Source organism: Plesiocystis pacifica SIR-1, assembly GCF_000170895.1.
Lineage (GTDB): Bacteria > Myxococcota_A > Polyangia > Nannocystales > Nannocystaceae > Plesiocystis > Plesiocystis pacifica.
This window is the reverse complement of sequence record NZ_ABCS01000005.1, coordinates 89,170-104,300: the sequence shown is the minus strand read 5'-3', so window position 1 is coordinate 104,300 and position 15,131 is coordinate 89,170. Positions and strand designations below refer to the sequence as shown.

Annotated in this window: 8 protein-coding genes and 1 tRNA gene; 6 read left to right on the top strand and 3 right to left on the bottom strand. The window is 73.1% G+C overall.

Features of this window, described 5'->3' with window-relative positions:
* Positions 1–176: 176 nt before the first annotated feature.
* Positions 177–258 (bottom strand) — tRNA-Leu (locus PPSIR1_RS04065).
* A gap of 114 nt (positions 259–372) precedes the next feature.
* Positions 373–594 carry a DUF5818 domain-containing protein gene (locus PPSIR1_RS04060; protein WP_006969716.1) on the bottom strand — a complete coding sequence of 74 codons (222 nt, stop codon included), beginning with the start codon at positions 592–594 and terminating at the stop codon, positions 373–375.
* 96 nt (positions 595–690) lie between these two features.
* On the opposite strand from PPSIR1_RS04060, the gene PPSIR1_RS49955 reads away from it, so the two are divergent.
* The 5 genes from PPSIR1_RS49955 to PPSIR1_RS04035 all read left to right on the top strand — a co-directional run bounded on the left by PPSIR1_RS49955 (position 691) and on the right by PPSIR1_RS04035 (position 14,063).
* The gene (locus PPSIR1_RS49955) at positions 691–3,231 is read left to right on the top strand and encodes a peptidylprolyl isomerase (protein WP_232296429.1); all 2,541 of its coding nucleotides are present in this window, start codon (positions 691–693) and stop codon (positions 3,229–3,231) included.
* Positions 3,232–3,245: 14 nt separating this feature from the next.
* Entirely contained in the window at positions 3,246–4,034 is a 789-nt protein-coding gene (locus tag PPSIR1_RS04050; protein WP_006969714.1) for a bifunctional hydroxymethylpyrimidine kinase/phosphomethylpyrimidine kinase, read from the top strand.
* A gap of 153 nt (positions 4,035–4,187) precedes the next feature.
* Positions 4,188–9,935 (top strand): protein kinase domain-containing protein, encoded by a 5,748-nt coding sequence (locus PPSIR1_RS04045; RefSeq protein WP_198154449.1) that lies wholly within the window; start codon positions 4,188–4,190, stop codon positions 9,933–9,935.
* Between the two features lie 269 nt (positions 9,936–10,204).
* Positions 10,205–12,202, top strand: a complete 1,998-nt coding sequence (locus tag PPSIR1_RS04040; protein WP_006969712.1) for an ABC transporter ATP-binding protein — start codon at positions 10,205–10,207, stop codon at positions 12,200–12,202.
* Positions 12,195–14,063 carry an ABC transporter ATP-binding protein gene (locus tag PPSIR1_RS04035; protein ID WP_006969711.1) on the top strand — a complete coding sequence of 623 codons (1,869 nt, stop codon included), beginning with the start codon at positions 12,195–12,197 and terminating at the stop codon, positions 14,061–14,063. The genes PPSIR1_RS04040 and PPSIR1_RS04035 overlap by 8 nt, the downstream gene beginning before the upstream one ends.
* A gap of 5 nt (positions 14,064–14,068) precedes the next feature.
* On the opposite strand, the gene PPSIR1_RS04030 is transcribed toward PPSIR1_RS04035, so the two are convergent.
* Positions 14,069–14,497, bottom strand: a complete 429-nt coding sequence (locus tag PPSIR1_RS04030) for a hypothetical protein (RefSeq protein ID WP_006969710.1) — start codon at positions 14,495–14,497, stop codon at positions 14,069–14,071.
* A 417-nt stretch (positions 14,498–14,914) separates the two neighbouring features.
* Between PPSIR1_RS04030 and PPSIR1_RS04025 the strand changes: the two genes are divergently transcribed.
* Positions 14,915–15,121 (top strand): hypothetical protein, encoded by a 207-nt coding sequence (locus tag PPSIR1_RS04025; RefSeq protein WP_157595177.1) that lies wholly within the window; start codon positions 14,915–14,917, stop codon positions 15,119–15,121.
* Positions 15,122–15,131: the final 10 nt, after the last annotated feature.

Here is a 15,131-nt window from a genome sequence, read left to right as displayed (position 1 = left end):
TTCCGACGGTGCACCGCGGCCTATTCGGCGGGCGCCCTCCCCACTCCTGCGCTCGAGCCGAGCCACGACGAACTGCTCTTCCAAGGCTGTAGGCGGCTCGATGCTCGTCGCAGGGACCCCCCGCAAACCCCGCACAAAAGAAAGAGACCTTCGAGTCAAACTCGAAGGTCTCTGAGTGCGAGGAAAGGGACTTGAACCCCCACGTCCGAAGACACACGGACCTGAACCGTGCGCGTCTACCAATTCCGCCACCCTCGCGGCTGGGCGGAGGAAATTAGTTGGGAATCCCTCCGGGATCAAGAGCACCCCCGAAATTAGTTTGAGACTCGACTCACGGTTGTCGTCGAGGCCCACCCGGGAGCCGCTCAGGGTCTAGAGCACTTCGACCTTTTCAGCCACGAGGGCCGGCCCGGACATGTGGATCCCAAAGCCTCCGCGCTCGACGCGGCCCTGGACGCGGACGCGTTGGCCGGCCTTGGCTTGGTCTGCTGCGGGGCCGCTGAGGCGGTAGACCTCGCCGCCGTCGGTGTGCAGCTCGAGGAAGCCGCCTTCGAGGTCGTTGTGTCGAACGGTGCCGGTGAAGTCCTTGGCCATGGGGAGGAGTGTAGCGGGACCGGGGGCGGGTCTGCCGGGTTGGTGGGGGAGGAGCGTGGGACCTGCGCAGGTGGACAGAGCTGATAGGCTCGCCGAGTGACCGGGGCGAAGGCGGGAGCACGTGCGTGGCTGGGTGTGTCGCTGGGCGTGCTCCTGGCGGCGGCGCCTGGCTGCGGCGGGGGGCCGTCGCGCTCGGGCGGGGCGGATGCGCTGCCCAGGGCGGAGACGGCCGAGGGCCTGGGGGCCGCTCGGGAGCACGATCCGGCGCGCAGCTGGGGGACGCCGACGCCGAGCGGGCCGGCGCCCGAGCTCGCGTTGAAGGCGGAGCTGGAGCGCGGGAGCGTCGAGGGCGAGCTCGAGGCGGTCCTGGACGGCGAGGCGCGCGGGCTGGAGCGGGACCGGGCGCTGTGGTCCGTGGCGCGGATCGGCGGGGGTGAGGCCCTCGACCGGGCCCTCGCGGAGCTCGACGCCGCGGACGCGCAGGCCCTGGCGGCGGCGGCCTTGCTGGATGTGCCGGCGAGCGAGCCGGGCAGCCCGCCGGATCCCGGCGCGGAGGGTCTCGACCCGCGCTGGCGCCAGCTCGAGGACGGCCTGTGGACGCGCTACGCCGTCACCGACCCCCACGACCTGGCGAACCTCGGCGCGCTGGCCCTGGCGATCGCGCGGGTCGGCGGGGGGCGGTCGATCGAGCGCATGGGCGTGGAGCTGGCTGGGCTCGAGGCGGCCCGGGCGGGCGAGGACGGGGCGACGCTGCGCGGCCGGTGGGAGCTGGCGACGCGCGCGGTCGGGGTGATGTGCTCGCGCGGCTTCGTGATCGAGGCGGAGCTGGCCCGAACGCTGACCGACGCCCTCGAGTCCGACGCGCGCGAGGTCGCCGAGGGCTCGCTCTACGCCCTGAGCCGCTGCGCGCGGAGCTCGGGCGAGCTGCTGGCGGAGTCCCGGGAGAGCCTGGCGCTGGCCAAGCGCCTCGAGCCCTTCGTCCGCGACGCGGCGGCGGTCGAGGAGCCGACCCTGGCCCGGCTGGCGTGGCGCGTGTTCGCGGCGATCGGCGAGCTGCCCGATCCGATCCCCCAGGCGGTCCTGGCCGCGCGCCCGTCCCTGGCCTGGACCGTGGAGGTCGAGGCGGCGCGGGCCCTCGGGGCCAGCGAGGCGGGGCGCCAGCGGATCCGCGAGCGCCTGCGCGGGATCCCGCTCGAGAATTTCGCCGGGCCGCGGCAGCACGTGCTGCTGGCGGCGCTGCAGAGCATGCGCGGGGGCATCGCGGGGGACGCCCGGTCGACGGACGCGGAGCTCACGGGCATCGGTCAGCGCCTGGGCGAGGGGCGGCGCAGCGACGACCCGCGCCTGCGCAAGCTCGCGGCCCTCGGGAGCTGCGAGCTGCGCCTGCTCCAGGTGATCCGCACGGGCAAGCCCGAGGATCTGCGCGGCTGCGAGGCCCAGGCCGGGGCGCCGGCGATCGATCCCCTGCCCGCGAACTGGCTGGCGAACCTCGAGGTCGAGGCGCTGCTGCGGGCGACGCCGGCGACGGGCGCCGAGGGGCGCACCCGAGACAACCTGGGCACGGCGGCGGTCGAGGAGGGCGCGGCGCTGATCGGGGCGGGCGAGGGCGCGACGGAGGACCGCAGCGTCGAGGCGGCCCGGCGCGCGCACATGGCCAGCTTGCTGACGATGGCGCGGGACCAGGACGCGGCCCGGGCGACGCCGGCCCTGGCGGCCCTGGCCGAGGTCGACGACCCGGCGGTCCTGCCCGTGCTCCGGGCCGCGCTGACCCGCGACGATCCGGGGGTGCTGGCGGCCGCGACCACGGCCATCGCGGTGCGCTCGGTGGACGCGAGCAAGCGTGACCTCGAGGTCGTGCCGCTCCTCGAAGACCTGATCCGCGAGCGGCGGGGCGCGGGCAGCCTCGAGGCCCGGCTGGCGGCGGTCGAGGCCCTCGGGACCCTGGCGCGCAGCGCCGTGTCCGTGGTCACCCCCGAGGGCGTACCCGGGGCGGAGGTCGGCGAGAGCCCGTGGCTGGCCCGGACCGTGGTGCCCCTGGCCTCCGACCCCTCCGTCGCCGTGCGTCGCCGGGCCCGGGAGGCCCTGCTCGGCCACGACGATCTGGTCCGCGCCTTCGATGAGCTCGAAGCCCGAGGCCCCTCGGGGGCGCCGATCTTCGGCGAGCGCCTGGCCGCCGACCTCGAGGCGCTGCTCGCCGAGGACACCGGGGCCAAGGGGCTGCGGGTCACGACCAGCGCGGGCGCGTTCACCATCGACTTCTCCGGCGTCGCCTCGCCCATCAACCAGGCCAACCTCGCGGCCCTGGCCCAGGCGGGCTTTTACGAGGGCCTGGGCTTCCACCGCGTCGTCCCGGGCTTCGTCGTCCAGGGCGGGGACCCGCGGGGCGACGGCTACGGCGGGCCGGGCTACCTGGTGCCCTGCGAGTGGTCGAACCTGCGCTACGTGCGAGGGACCGTGGGCATGGCCCTGGCCGGCAAGGACACCGGGGGCTCGCAGTTCTTCGTGACCCACACCCCGCAGCCCCACCTCGACGGGCGCTACACGATCATCGGCCAGATCCGCGACCCGGCCGAGCTCGCCGTGGTTGACGCGCTGCTGCCTGGCGATCGCATCACGGGCGTCGAGGTGCTCCGCTGACGCAGCCATCGCTGGTGGTCATCGGCGGCTTGGATCCGACGGGCGGCGCCGGGCTGCTGCGCGACTCTTGGACCGCCCAGCGCGTGGCCCCGACGCGGCCGGTGGTGGCGGTGGCGACCGCGCTGACGGACCAGGGCCGCGGCCGGCCGGCGCGGGCCTGGGTCCCGCCGCTCGCGACTGTGCGCGCAGAGCTGGACCGGGTGGGCGCCCTGGCCGAGGGCGGCGCGATCGCGGCGGTGAAGATCGGGATGGTCCCGGAGGCCGCGGCCGGGGCGGTCCTCGACCTGTTGACTCGACTGCGCGCCCTGGGGAGCCCGACCCGGCCGCGAGTGGTCCTCGATCCCGTCGCCAGGGCCAGCGACGGCGGCTCGCTCGGGGCCTCACCGACCTCCGCGTTGGCGTTGATCCTCGCCAGCGATCTGTGCACCCCCAACCGCGATGAGCGGGGGCTGTTCGCCGGGCACGAGGCGAGCGTGCGCGCGGCCGGGGTCGCGTGGCTCGACAAGGCCGTCGAGGGGGCGGGCGCGGGTCGGGTCTGCGATCGCCTCGTGCTCCCCGACGGGCGCGCGCGCAGCTATCTCCGACCGCGCGTCGAGGGGCCCGATCCGCGGGGGACGGGCTGCGCCCTGGCGACGGCGCTGGCGTGCGGCCTGGCCGAGGGGTGGAGCCTGGAGCGGGCCACGAAAGCGGCGATCGCATGGTTGGACGAGGCGCGCCGGCACCTCCATCGCGGACCGGACGGGCGCCCACACCTGGCGGGTCCGCCGGGGTCTCGCTCACGCAGCGGAGCCAGCGCGAGCTGACCCGGGCGTCACGGCGGGGCTCTCGCTCGTCGACCCGCTGGCGCGAACCCGAGCGTTCGACTCGGGGTGGAGCTCGCGGGGTCGAACGCGTGGGATAAAACTCGCTCCAAACCCTCGATTCGATCCACCGCGGCGCTTATGCTCGCCGAGCGCGTGAACCTCCCCCTGGCCGGCTACACGACGCGCAGACTCCTGCGGCGTTCGGGCTCCGCCCGTGTATACGAGGCGCAGCGAGAGCGAGATGGTCGCCGGGTCCTCGCCAAGGTGTTCCCCGTGACCAGCCAGGGCGCGGCGGCCCGGGTCCACCACGAGGTCCGCCTGCTCCAGGCCCTCGACGTCGACAACGTCGTGCGGGCGCTGACCGTCGAGCGCGTCGGAGACCACCTGGTGCTCTTGCTCGACCACGTCGAGGGCACGGCCCTCGATCGCTTCGGCGAGGGCCAGCCTCTCGATGTCGAGGTGTTCCTGGGTCTGGCCGTGGGCATCGTCGAGACCCTGGTCGAGGTCCACGCCCGCGGCGTCGTCCACCGCGACATCAAGCCGAGCAACATCGTGGTCGAGGCCGCGACCGGCCGGGCCTGCCTGGTCGACTTTGGCATCTCCGTGCTGCTCGAGGATCGCCGCCACCGCTTCCACGAGCGCGAGATCTTCGAGGGCACCCTGCCCTATGTGTCCCCGGAGCAGACCGGGCGCACGGGCTGGGAGGTCGACGCGCGCAGCGACCTCTACTCCCTCGGCGCGAGCTTCTACGAGCTCCTCGGCGGCCGCCCGCCCTTCGAGGCCCAGGGCGCCCTCGAGCTGGTCCACGCCCACATCGCCCGGCGGCCCCGGCCCCTGGACGCGATCCGCCCCGGGGTGCCCGAGACCCTCTCGGCGGTGATCATGCGGCTGCTCGAGAAGTCGCCGGAGGATCGCTACCAGACCGCCTCGGGCCTGCTCGCCGATCTGCGCCGCCTGGCCGCGGGCGAGCGCAACTTTCGGCTCGGCCGGGAGGACCACACGACCCAGCTGCGCCTGCCCACGCGCCTGTACGGTCGGGACTTCCAGCTCGCGGCCCTCGACGCCGAGATCTCGGGGGTGCTGCTGCGCTGGCGCGGGCGCAAGTCGGACGCGCGCCTGGCCACGGGCGGGCGCGCGCTGGTCGTGCTCGAGGGCAGCTCGGGCTCGGGCAAGACGGCGCTGGTCGAGCGCCTCGACGGCATGGTCGCGTCGAAGGGGCGGCGGGCCGCGACGCTGCGCGTGGCCCACGGCGGCTACGAGGGCAGCGGCGACACGCCCTACGCGGGCTTCGTCCAGGCCCTCGACGGTCTGCTCGAGCAGCTGCTCTTGCAGGGCGAGGACGAGCTCGAGGACTGGCGGACGCGGCTGCGCGAGGGCCTGGGCTCCGTCGCCGGGGTCGTGTGCGCGCTGCTGCCTCGCCTGAGCCTGATCCTGGGCGAGACCCAGACGCCCGCGGCCCTGCCCCCGGGCGAGGCCCGCAACCGGGCGCTGCTCGCCTTTCGCCGGCTCATCGACGTGTTCGCGGCCAGCCACCCCATGCTGCTCGTGCTCGAGGACCTGCAGTGGGCGCGGGCCGACAGCATCGAGCTGCTCACGGCGCTGGTGCTCGACGAGGGCACGCCGTTCACGGTGATCGTCACCGTCGGCGACGACGGCCAGGACACCAGCCCGGGGGCGAGCATGGTCGAGCAGCTGTGGTCGTCCTCGGACGAGTCCGGGCGCGCGGGCGTGCTCGCCGTGTTCGACAGCCTCAACGAGCTCGGGGAGCTCCCGATCCGCCGCCTCGAGCTCGAGCCCCTCGAGCGCGGCGATCTGGTCGAGATGCTCATGGACACCCTCGGGCGCTCGAAGGAGGCGGTCGCGGGTCGGCGAGCGGGGCGGCCCGGGCCCGGCGAGGCCGCGGTCGACAACCTCGCGGACTTCGTCGCGCGCAAGACCGGCGGCAACCCCCAGCTCGTCGGGCAGTTCCTGCTCCACCTGGCCAGCCGCGGCCTGCTCGAGTCCCGCCCCGACGGCTGGCACTGGCGCCTCGACGCCCTGGCCGACGCGGGCGTCCCCGACGACCTCCTGTCCGTGGTCACGGACAAGCTCGACGCCCTCGACGAGTCGACCCAGCGGGTCCTCGGCGTCGCCGCGAGCATCGGCCACAGCTTCGACCTCGAGACCCTGGCGCGGGCGTGCGCCGAGGTGTTCGGCATCGACGACCAGGGCGTGTCGCGGGCCCTCGACGGCCTCGAGCGCGAGGGGGTCATCGACCTGCGCGGGGCCCAGCACCGCTTCGTCCACGGGCACATCGTCGAGCTCGGCAGCGGCATGGTCTCGGCCAAGGCCCGGGCCCAGGTCCACGCGCTCACGGGCCTGCTGTGGCTCGAGCGCCACGCCGGGGCGCAGCTCGAGGTGCACATCTACGAGATCGTCGATCAGCTCGAGGCCGGGCGCCCGGCGAGCCTCGAGGGCCTCGACCAGGGCGCCCACAGCCTCGCCGAGTACGCCGCGCTCGCGGGTCAGCGGGCCCTCGACAACGGGGCCTGGTCGACGGCCCAGCGCTACTTCACCCTGGCCTGCGAGCTGCTCGTCGAGCCCCTGCGCGCCGCCGCCGAGGGCGGGCGCTACGACGAGCTGGTGTTCACCGCGGCCTACGGCCGGGCCCAGGCCCTCGAGCTGACGGGGGCGCGCCACGAGGCCGAGGAGGCCTTCGGCGAGCTCCAGGGGTGGGCCCTCAACCTCGCCGAGTTCGGGGACGTGGTCGCGCGACGGGTCCGGATCCTGCTGCTCAACGACCGCGTCGAGCAGGCCATGAGCGCGGGCCTGGCCGGGCTCGAGCGCTGCGGCTTCGCCCTGTCCGCCAAGCCGGGTCGGGGGCGGGTCGCCTTTTGGGTCGCCCGGGGCTGGCGCGCGTGCGTGAACCGGAGCGCCGAGGGCTGGGCCGCGCTGCCCGAGCTCGACGACACCCGCATGCGCGCGGCCGTGAGCATCTCCCAGGCCCTCAAGAACGGGGCCCTCCTGTTCGACCTCAACCTCTACGGGGTGCTGTGCGGCTTCGAGGCCTGGCTGACGGCCAAGGGCGTGCACCCCTGCGCGCCCCAGAGCCTGCGCGACATCGCGATCGCCGGCGGGGCGGCCTTCGCCAAGCCCGAGCAGGCCTCGCGCCTGGCCGACCAGGCCATCGTGATGTGCGAGCGCCCGCTGATGGCCGCCGCCCGGGCGCGCATCCTCCCGGGCATCCACAACTTCGTGTGGCCGCGCAGCCGCGCCTGGGTCGGGGCGAGCCGGGCCCTGCCGCGGCTCATCGGCGAGCTCCTCGAGCTCGGCGAGTTCGAGACCGCGGGCTACTCCATGGCCCTGAGCTCGGGGCAGCTGCTCGAGATCTACGGCCACCTCGACGAGCTCGTGACCGTGGTCCGGGGCTGGGCCACGGAGCTCGAGCGCTGGGGGCGGCCGGACATGGTGCTCGGCGTCCAGGCCTCGCTGCGCTTCGCCGAGCGCCTGGTCCACACCGGCGGGCCCTCGACCCGACCCGAGCTGGTCAGCGCCGAGGCCACGGCGGCGATCGGCGACACCCCGATCCTCGCGATCCCGGCGGGCCTGTACCGCGGGCTGTGGGCGTGGCTGTGCGGCGACTGGAAGGCGGCGCTGCAGGCCATCGAGCCCTACCTCGAGGTGTTCGAGGACCAGCTGTTCGGCTCCTGGCACGCCCCGCGCTTCGCCATGGTCGCCGCGGTCATCGAGGGCGAGTACATCGAGCACCGGCGGGCCCGCGACCGCGGGGTCCTGGCCCGGATGCGCCGCTACGAGCGGGTCACGGCTCGCTGGGCCAAGGGCTGCCCGGAGAACTTCGGCTACATGCACGAGCTGGTCCTGGCCGAGCGCGCCCGGGCGCGGGGCAAGGGCGAGCGCGCGATGCTCCACTACGAGCGGGCCCGGGCCAAGGCGCGCGAGGCCGGGGCCCGCCTGGGCGAGGGCATGGCCTGCCTGCGCCTGGCCAGCGAGGCCTTCCGCCTGCGCCGTCAGGTCGCCGGCGAGGGGGCCATGGCCGCGGCCCAGCGGGTGTTTCGGCAGTGGGGCGCGGTCGCGGTCGTCGAGCGCCTCGCCGTGCTCTCCGACGAGGAGCTGACCACCTCGATCGTCGGCGGCTCCCGGGCGATGACCAGCTCCCTGGGCCTGGCCTCGGAGCACGAAGAGGTCGCGTCCATGGACATGCAGGCCGTGCTCTCCACCGTGCAGCTGATCAGCGAGGAGCTCGACCTCGAGGAGGTCATGGGCCGGGTGCTGACCAGCGCCCTGGCCAGCGCCGGGGCCGAGCGCGGGGCCCTGCTGCTCGAGGGCGAGGGCGGCCTGGGCGTGGTCGCCGAGGGCGACGAGGAGGGCGTGCGGGTCTACGGCGAGGGCCTGTCGATCGACGACGAGGCCGTGACCCGTCGCCTGCCCCTGGCCGCGGTCCACTACGTCCTGCGCACCGGGGTGCCCCTGGTCCTCGACGACGCCAGCACCGACAGCCGCTTCGCCGGCGACACCTTCATCGCCGGCGAGGGCGTGCGCTCGCTGCTGTGCATGCCGATCGTCAAGCAGAGCAGCCGGGTCGGCGCGCTCTTGCTCGAGAACCGCCTCCTGGCCCAGGTGTTCACCGCCGACCGCCTCGAGGTCCTGCGCGCGCTCACGGCCCAGGCGGCCAGCGCCCTCGACAACGCCCGGCTCTACGACGCGCTCCAGACCAGCCGCGAGCAGTGGCGCTCGCTGGTCTCCGGCGTGCCCGACGTGATCACCTTGCTCGACGACGAGGGCCGGCTGATCTTCCTCAACCACCTCGAGCCCTTCGGGCTCAGCGGCCAGGAGGAGCGCTTCGTCGGCCAGTCCATGGGCGCGCTGTTCGACGAGGACTCGCGCGAGGCGTGGGCAGCGGCCGTCGTCGAGGTCGCGGGCGGGGAGCGGGAGCAGGCCGAGCTCGAGGTCCACGTGCGCCCGCGGGAAGGCCTGGCCAACCATGAGGCGCAGCGCGCCATGATGGTCCGCGTGGTCGCGGTCGGGGAGCAGCGGGACCAGCTCCTCGCCATCGCCACGGACATCAGCGCGCGCAAGAAGCTCGAGGCCACGGTCCGCCAGCAGCAGCGCCTCGAGTCCATCGGCACCCTCGCCAGCGGCGTGGCCCACGAGATCAACAACCCCGTCCAGGGGATCATGAACTACGCCGAGCTGATCATCAGCCGGCATAGCCGCGACGAGCTCATCGACGAGTTCGCCGGCGAGATCCGGCTCGAGGCCGACCGGGTCACGGGCATCGTGCGCAACCTCTTGACCTTCTCGCGCCAGGAGGTCGACTCGAGGCGCGAGATCGTCGACCTGCGCGAGGTCATCGACGCGACCTTGTCTCTGGCCCGGGCGGTGCTGCGCAAGGAGACGATCCACCTCGAGGTCGAGATCGAGCCTGGTCTGCCGCCGGTGTCCTGTCGCCCCCAGCAGATCCGCCAGATCATCATGAACCTGGTGACCAACGCCCGCGACGCGGTCAACGCTCGCTACGCCGGGCAGCGCGACGTGGACCCGGACTGCAAGCGCATTTTGCTGCGCGCGCGCTCCTTCGAAGGCGCGCTGGACGAGGGCGGTGCCGAGGGGGCCGCCCAAACATCTGGTTCGGGGCCTGGCTCAGGGTCAGGGCGCTGGGTGCGAGTCAGCGTCGAGGATTGCGGCACCGGCATCCCCGACGCGATCAAGGCGCAGATCTTCGATCCCTTCTTCACCACCAAGGGTCGGGACCAGGGCACGGGCCTGGGCCTGGCGGTGTCCCACGGCATCGCGGTCGAGCACGGGGGGGCGCTGAGCGTCGACAGCGAGCTCGGGGTCGGCACGACTTTTCACCTGACCTTGCCGGCCATCGATCTCGACTCGGAGGCCCACGGTGATTGAGTCGTGGACGTGGGGCAGGGAGGGCGTGGCGTCGTCCACGACGGCTAAAATAGACAGAGGGGTGGCCAAACTCGTTTTGGCCGACCCTCTGAGTCGTGGACGTGGGGCAGGGAGGGCGTGGCGTCGTCCACGACGGCTAAAATAGACAGAGGGACGGACAGGGCTCGTTCTGGCCGACCCTCTGCGCGCGCGGGGCGTTTGGGGGGGTCGCGCCCGCGCACGGCGCCCTGGGGCGTGCGCGTCGTCGCGATAGCAGTTAGAACGCGTCAGTGAGCGAGGCCAGCGCAGACTCCGACGCTCCGCCGGCCGAAACGCCGCGCGGCGTGGTCGCGACCGTGGTCTTCGTGTTGCGCTTCGTGCTCCGCTACGCGACGCGCTATTGGGTCTCCTACCTGTTCGGCTTCCTCGCCCTCGCGGCGACCAACTGGGCGGTGGTCCGGATCCCCACCCTGGTCGGCGAGATCCTCAACGAGCTCGAGGCCGCGGGCAGCGAGGGCCTCGCGCGCTCGGAGGCCGCGGCCGATCTGGCCGTCGAGCTGATGGTCTGGGCGAGCGCCCTGGTGATCGTGCGGACCTTCTCGCGGGTGCTGTTCTTCAACCCCGGCCGGGACATCCAGTACCGCGTCGGCGTCGACCTGTTCAGCCACCTGCTCAGCCTCCAGCGCCCCTTTTATGTCCGCCGCAAGGTCGGCGAGCTGGTCTCGGTGGCGGCCAACGACACCCAGTCGGTGCGCTTGCTGGTCGGCTTCGCGGGCCTGCAGGTGTGCAACGTGCTCGTCGCCATCCCCCTGCACCTGTGGCAGCTGCTGCGCACGGACTGGGTGCTGACGCTGTGGTGCGTGACGCCGGTGCTGCTCGGCGGCATCTACATGCGCTGGACCGTGAGCCGCTTCTACGCCATGGTCCGCAGCTCCCTCGAGCGCCTCGCCCGGCTGTCCGATCGCATCCTCGAGAGCTTCGCCGGGGTGGCGACGATCCGCTCCCACGGCGCCGAGGAGGCGGCCGTGGCCCGCTTCGAGGTCAGCAACCGCGACTACCTCGACCTGCAGCTCGACGTCGCCCGGCTGCGCGCCTTCGCCATGCCGGTGCTGGGCTTCTCGGGCTTCGTCGGTACGGGCCTGGTGCTGTGGGTCGGCGGCCAGCGGGTCCTCGACGACGAGCTGCTGATCGGCGACCTGGCGACCTTCACGGCCCTGCTGATGAGCCTGGTCTCGCTGCTGACCTCGCTGGCCTGGGTGCTGACGGCGGTGTCCCGGGGCACCGTCGCCCTCGACCGCGTCCAGGAGCTCCTCGACCGGGACCCGGAGCTGCCCGAGGCGAGCGCGAGCCACACCCTCGACGCGTCCCCGCGCCTCGAGCTGCGCGAGCTGACCTTTCGCCACCCCGGCCGGGACGAGCCCTCGCTGCGCGGGATCTCGGCGGTGGTCGAGCCGGGCCAGACCCTGGGCATCTTCGGGCGCACGGGCTCGGGCAAGACCACGCTCATCGACATCCTCGCGCGGATCTACAGCCCGCCGAAGGGCTCGGTGTTCATCGACGGCCTGGACGCGCGCCACCTCGAGCTCGGGCCGCTGCGCGCGGGCATGGCCGTGGTCCCGCAGACGCCCTTTTTGTTCTCGACGACCCTGCGCGACAACATCCGGCTGCTCGGCGAGGACGCGGCCGTGATCGCGGCGGACGACGCCGCGCGGCCCGAGTCGGGCCTGCTCGCCGGGCTCACCCGCGGCCGCACGGACGCCGTCGACGGCGCGCGCGCGGGGCAGGCGAGGGTCGAGCGAGCCGCGGGTCTCGACCTGCGCGCCCCCGATCCGCACCTCGACGCGGTCATCGAGGCCGCGTGCATGGGCCCGGATCTGGCGGCCCTGCCCGAGGGCCTCGACACCGTCGTCGGCGAGCGCGGGGTGATGCTCTCGGGCGGCCAGCGCCAGCGCACGGCCCTGGCCCGGGCGCTGTACCGCCGGCCCCGGCTGCTGCTCCTCGACGACGTGCTCTCGGCCGTCGACCAGGCCACGGAGGTCAAGCTCGTCGCCGCGATCCGGGGTCTGAGCGGCCAGGACGGGCCAGACGGTCAGGGCCAGGCGCCGACCACCGTGATCGTCTCGCACCGCACCAGCGTGCTCGAGCACGCCGACGAGATCCTCGTGCTCGACGAGGGCGGCCTGGTCGAGCGCGGCACCCACGCGCAGCTCGTCGGCCAGGGGGGCGTCTACGCGGCCGCCCACGAGCACCAAAACGAAGACCAGGGAGGGGAGGCCGGCCGTGGCTGAGGACGCCAAGACCCACCCCGACGTCGGCTCGGCCCTCGGGCTGCTGCGCCGCTTTTGGGTGTTCATCCGCCCCCACAGCGCCTGGCTGTTCTCCGGGCTGGCGGTCATCCCGATCGTCGCTGGCATGGCCACGCTCCGGCCCCTGCTGCTCAAGCGCGTCGTCGACGAGGCCATCCCCGCTGGCGACCCCGAGGGCCTGCGCACCCTCGCGCTGCTCTTCCTCGGCGCCGTCGCCCTCGAGTTCTCGGCCATGGCCGTCCAGGTCTACTGCCTCCAGCGCTCGGGCCACGCCGCCATCTACGACCTGCGCACGGCGATCTTCCGCCACGTGCTCCGGCTGCCCGCGCGCTTTTTCGACAAGAACCCCCTGGGCTCCCTGCTCTCGCGCAGCACCAGCGACGTCGAGGCCCTCGGCGAGACCCTGTCCTTTGGCGTGTTCACGATCCTCACCGACGTGTTCATGGTCGGCGGGATCTTGACCTCGATGTTCATCCTCAGCTGGCAGCTGACCCTGCTCTCGCTGTCCGTCGCGCCGCTGCTCTTTTTGCTGGTGCGGTGGTTCTCCAAGAACCTGCGCGCGCTCCAGCTCGAGGTCCGCCGGGCTCAGGGCGTGCAGACCGGCTACCTGACCGAGCAGCTCTCGGGCGTGTCCGTGGTCCAGCTCAACGGCCAAGAGGGCCTGGCCCGGGACCGCTTCGCGGGGCTGGGCGAGCGCTACCTGCGGGCGACCAAGCTGGCCAACATCTTCGACTCGCTGCTGTACTCGGTGATGGACGGCATCTCGGCCTTTTGCGTGGCCCTGCTGCTGTTCTTTGCGACCCCGGCGCTGCTCGACGACGCCAGCTGGCTGGGCGAGGCGACGGCGGGCACGCTGACCCTGGGCCTGCTGTTCGCCTTCGTCAGCTACCTCCAGCGCGTGTTCGTGCCGATCCGCGAGTTCTCCAACAAGCTCGCCACGATCCAGCGCGCGGCGGCTTCTCTCGAGCGCATCTACGGCCTGCTCGACACTCTGGCCGAGCCCCGCGACGCCGGCGGCGAGGACCCCCTGGCGACCTGGACCGGCCAGGTCCGCATGCGCGACCTGTCCTTCTCCTACGCCTGGGGCGGGGCCGAGGACGAAGCAGAAGCGGCGGACGGCCCGGTGATCCTGAGCGAGGTCGACCTCGACATCGAGGCCGGCGAGGTCGTGGCCGTGGTCGGGCGCACGGGCTCGGGCAAGACCAGCCTCGGCCGCATCCTGACCCAGACCTACACCGGCTACCGCGGGAGCATCGAGTTCGTGCTCGCCGACGGCAGCGCCGTCGAGCTGCGCGAGCTGTCCCCCGATCGGGTCCGCCGGCGCCTGCTCATGGTCCAGCAGGACGTGTTCTTGTTCGACGAGAGCGCGGGCTTCAACGTGACCCTCGGCGAGGCCGAGCTCGACGACGAGGACGCGATCCTGACCGCCCTCGAGACCGTGCAGGCGGCGGACTTCATCCGCGAGCGCGGCGGCCCCGACTGCGCCGTGGGTGAGCGGGGGGCCAACTTCTCGGTGGGCGAGACCCAGCTGCTCGCCTTCGCCCGAGTCGCCGCCCGCTCCCCGACCATGCTGATCCTCGACGAGGCCACCGCCAGCGTCGACAGCCTCACCGAGCAGCGGGTCCAAAAGGCGATCGAGCGCCTGCTCGAGGGGCGCAGCGTGCTGGTCATCGCTCACCGCCTGAGCACGGTCCGCCACGCCGACAAGATCGTCGTGCTGGCCAGGGGCAAGGTCGCCGAGGTCGGCGACCACGAGGCCCTCATGGCCCGCGATGGCATCTACGCGGAGCTCTACCGCAGCGGCTTCGACGAGGCCTCCGAGACCGCCGCGGCTAGCGAGTGACTCGCTCAGATCGTCGGCGCCCGCGGGCTCGACGCCCGCCGACGCCGGCGACGTCGCGTCTGACGGACCTCGAGGCGCTCGTGGCAGCCGCGCTTGGCCGTGGCGAGGGCCCGGGACAGCGCCTCCCAGATCGTCGGCGCGCAGCGGGTGACCTGGACCGTGCCGAGGCGGCCCAGCTGGATCCGCACGGTGCAGCGCTTGTCCTCGCCGCCCTTGGGGCCGTTGACGTCCGCGAGGCGAACCCGCACGTGGGTGATGTCTGGGGTGACGCGATCGAGGCTCGCGTCGAGGCGAGCGAGCACGGTCTGGATGTCCTGACGCGACAGATCCAGGGCGCGGGTCCGAAGGTCCACGTGGAAGCCGGCGCGGCCGCAGGGCACCCAGCCGCTGTAGCCGTGCGGTGCCGCCCTCTCGGTGGCTTGGAGCGCGGTCACGGTCGCACCTGCCCCAGTCGAGCGAGTCGAGCGGGTCGAGCGGGGCGAGCGGTCCGAGGGGCGCGAGCCAGGCGCGCGCGCAGCCTCCTCACGGGGCGGTCTTGCGACGGGAGGGTTGCGATGCGTGCCGCGAAAAAACATGCCAGCGCGATGACGACGCCAGCTCCGAGGGTCAACTGATCGGCCATGGTCACCCCTTCACCATGGCGGTCGCGCGGGGCCGATCAAGACGACCCCGCGCCCTCTTTATGACTTCTTGATCCCTCGCGCCCAAATCCTCACCGCGTCCCGAGGCCGCCGCGCGCAGGCGGGCTAGCTTGATGCCATGGCAATGACGACGATCATCGTGATGGCGTGCTTGGGGGTGGTGGCCGGGCTCGCGCTGTGGGGTCGCCTGGAGGAGGGTTCGTGACGACCATGGCGAGCGTGTTCATCGGGACCCTCACCCTGCTGACCCTCGCAGGTGCGGTCGCTTTTTTGGTCCACGACGAGCGACTCGGCGAGCTGTTCAGCGGCCGCTACGGCCACGCCAAGCGCGTCGAGGCGGGGGCGCTCTTGGTTGTCCTCGTTTTCCTGCTAATTCTCGTGACGTGGAACCTGGGGTTCTCGCAATCGGTACTGTAGAGGTGGCTAG

Coding starts and splice junctions, on each gene's coding strand:
- PPSIR1_RS04025 (WP_157595177.1), top strand. CDS start 14,915: ATGGCGAGCGTGTTCATCGGGACCCTCACCCTGCTGACCCTCGCAGGT.
- PPSIR1_RS04060 (WP_006969716.1), bottom strand. CDS start 594: ATGGCCAAGGACTTCACCGGCACCGTTCGACACAACGACCTCGAAGGC.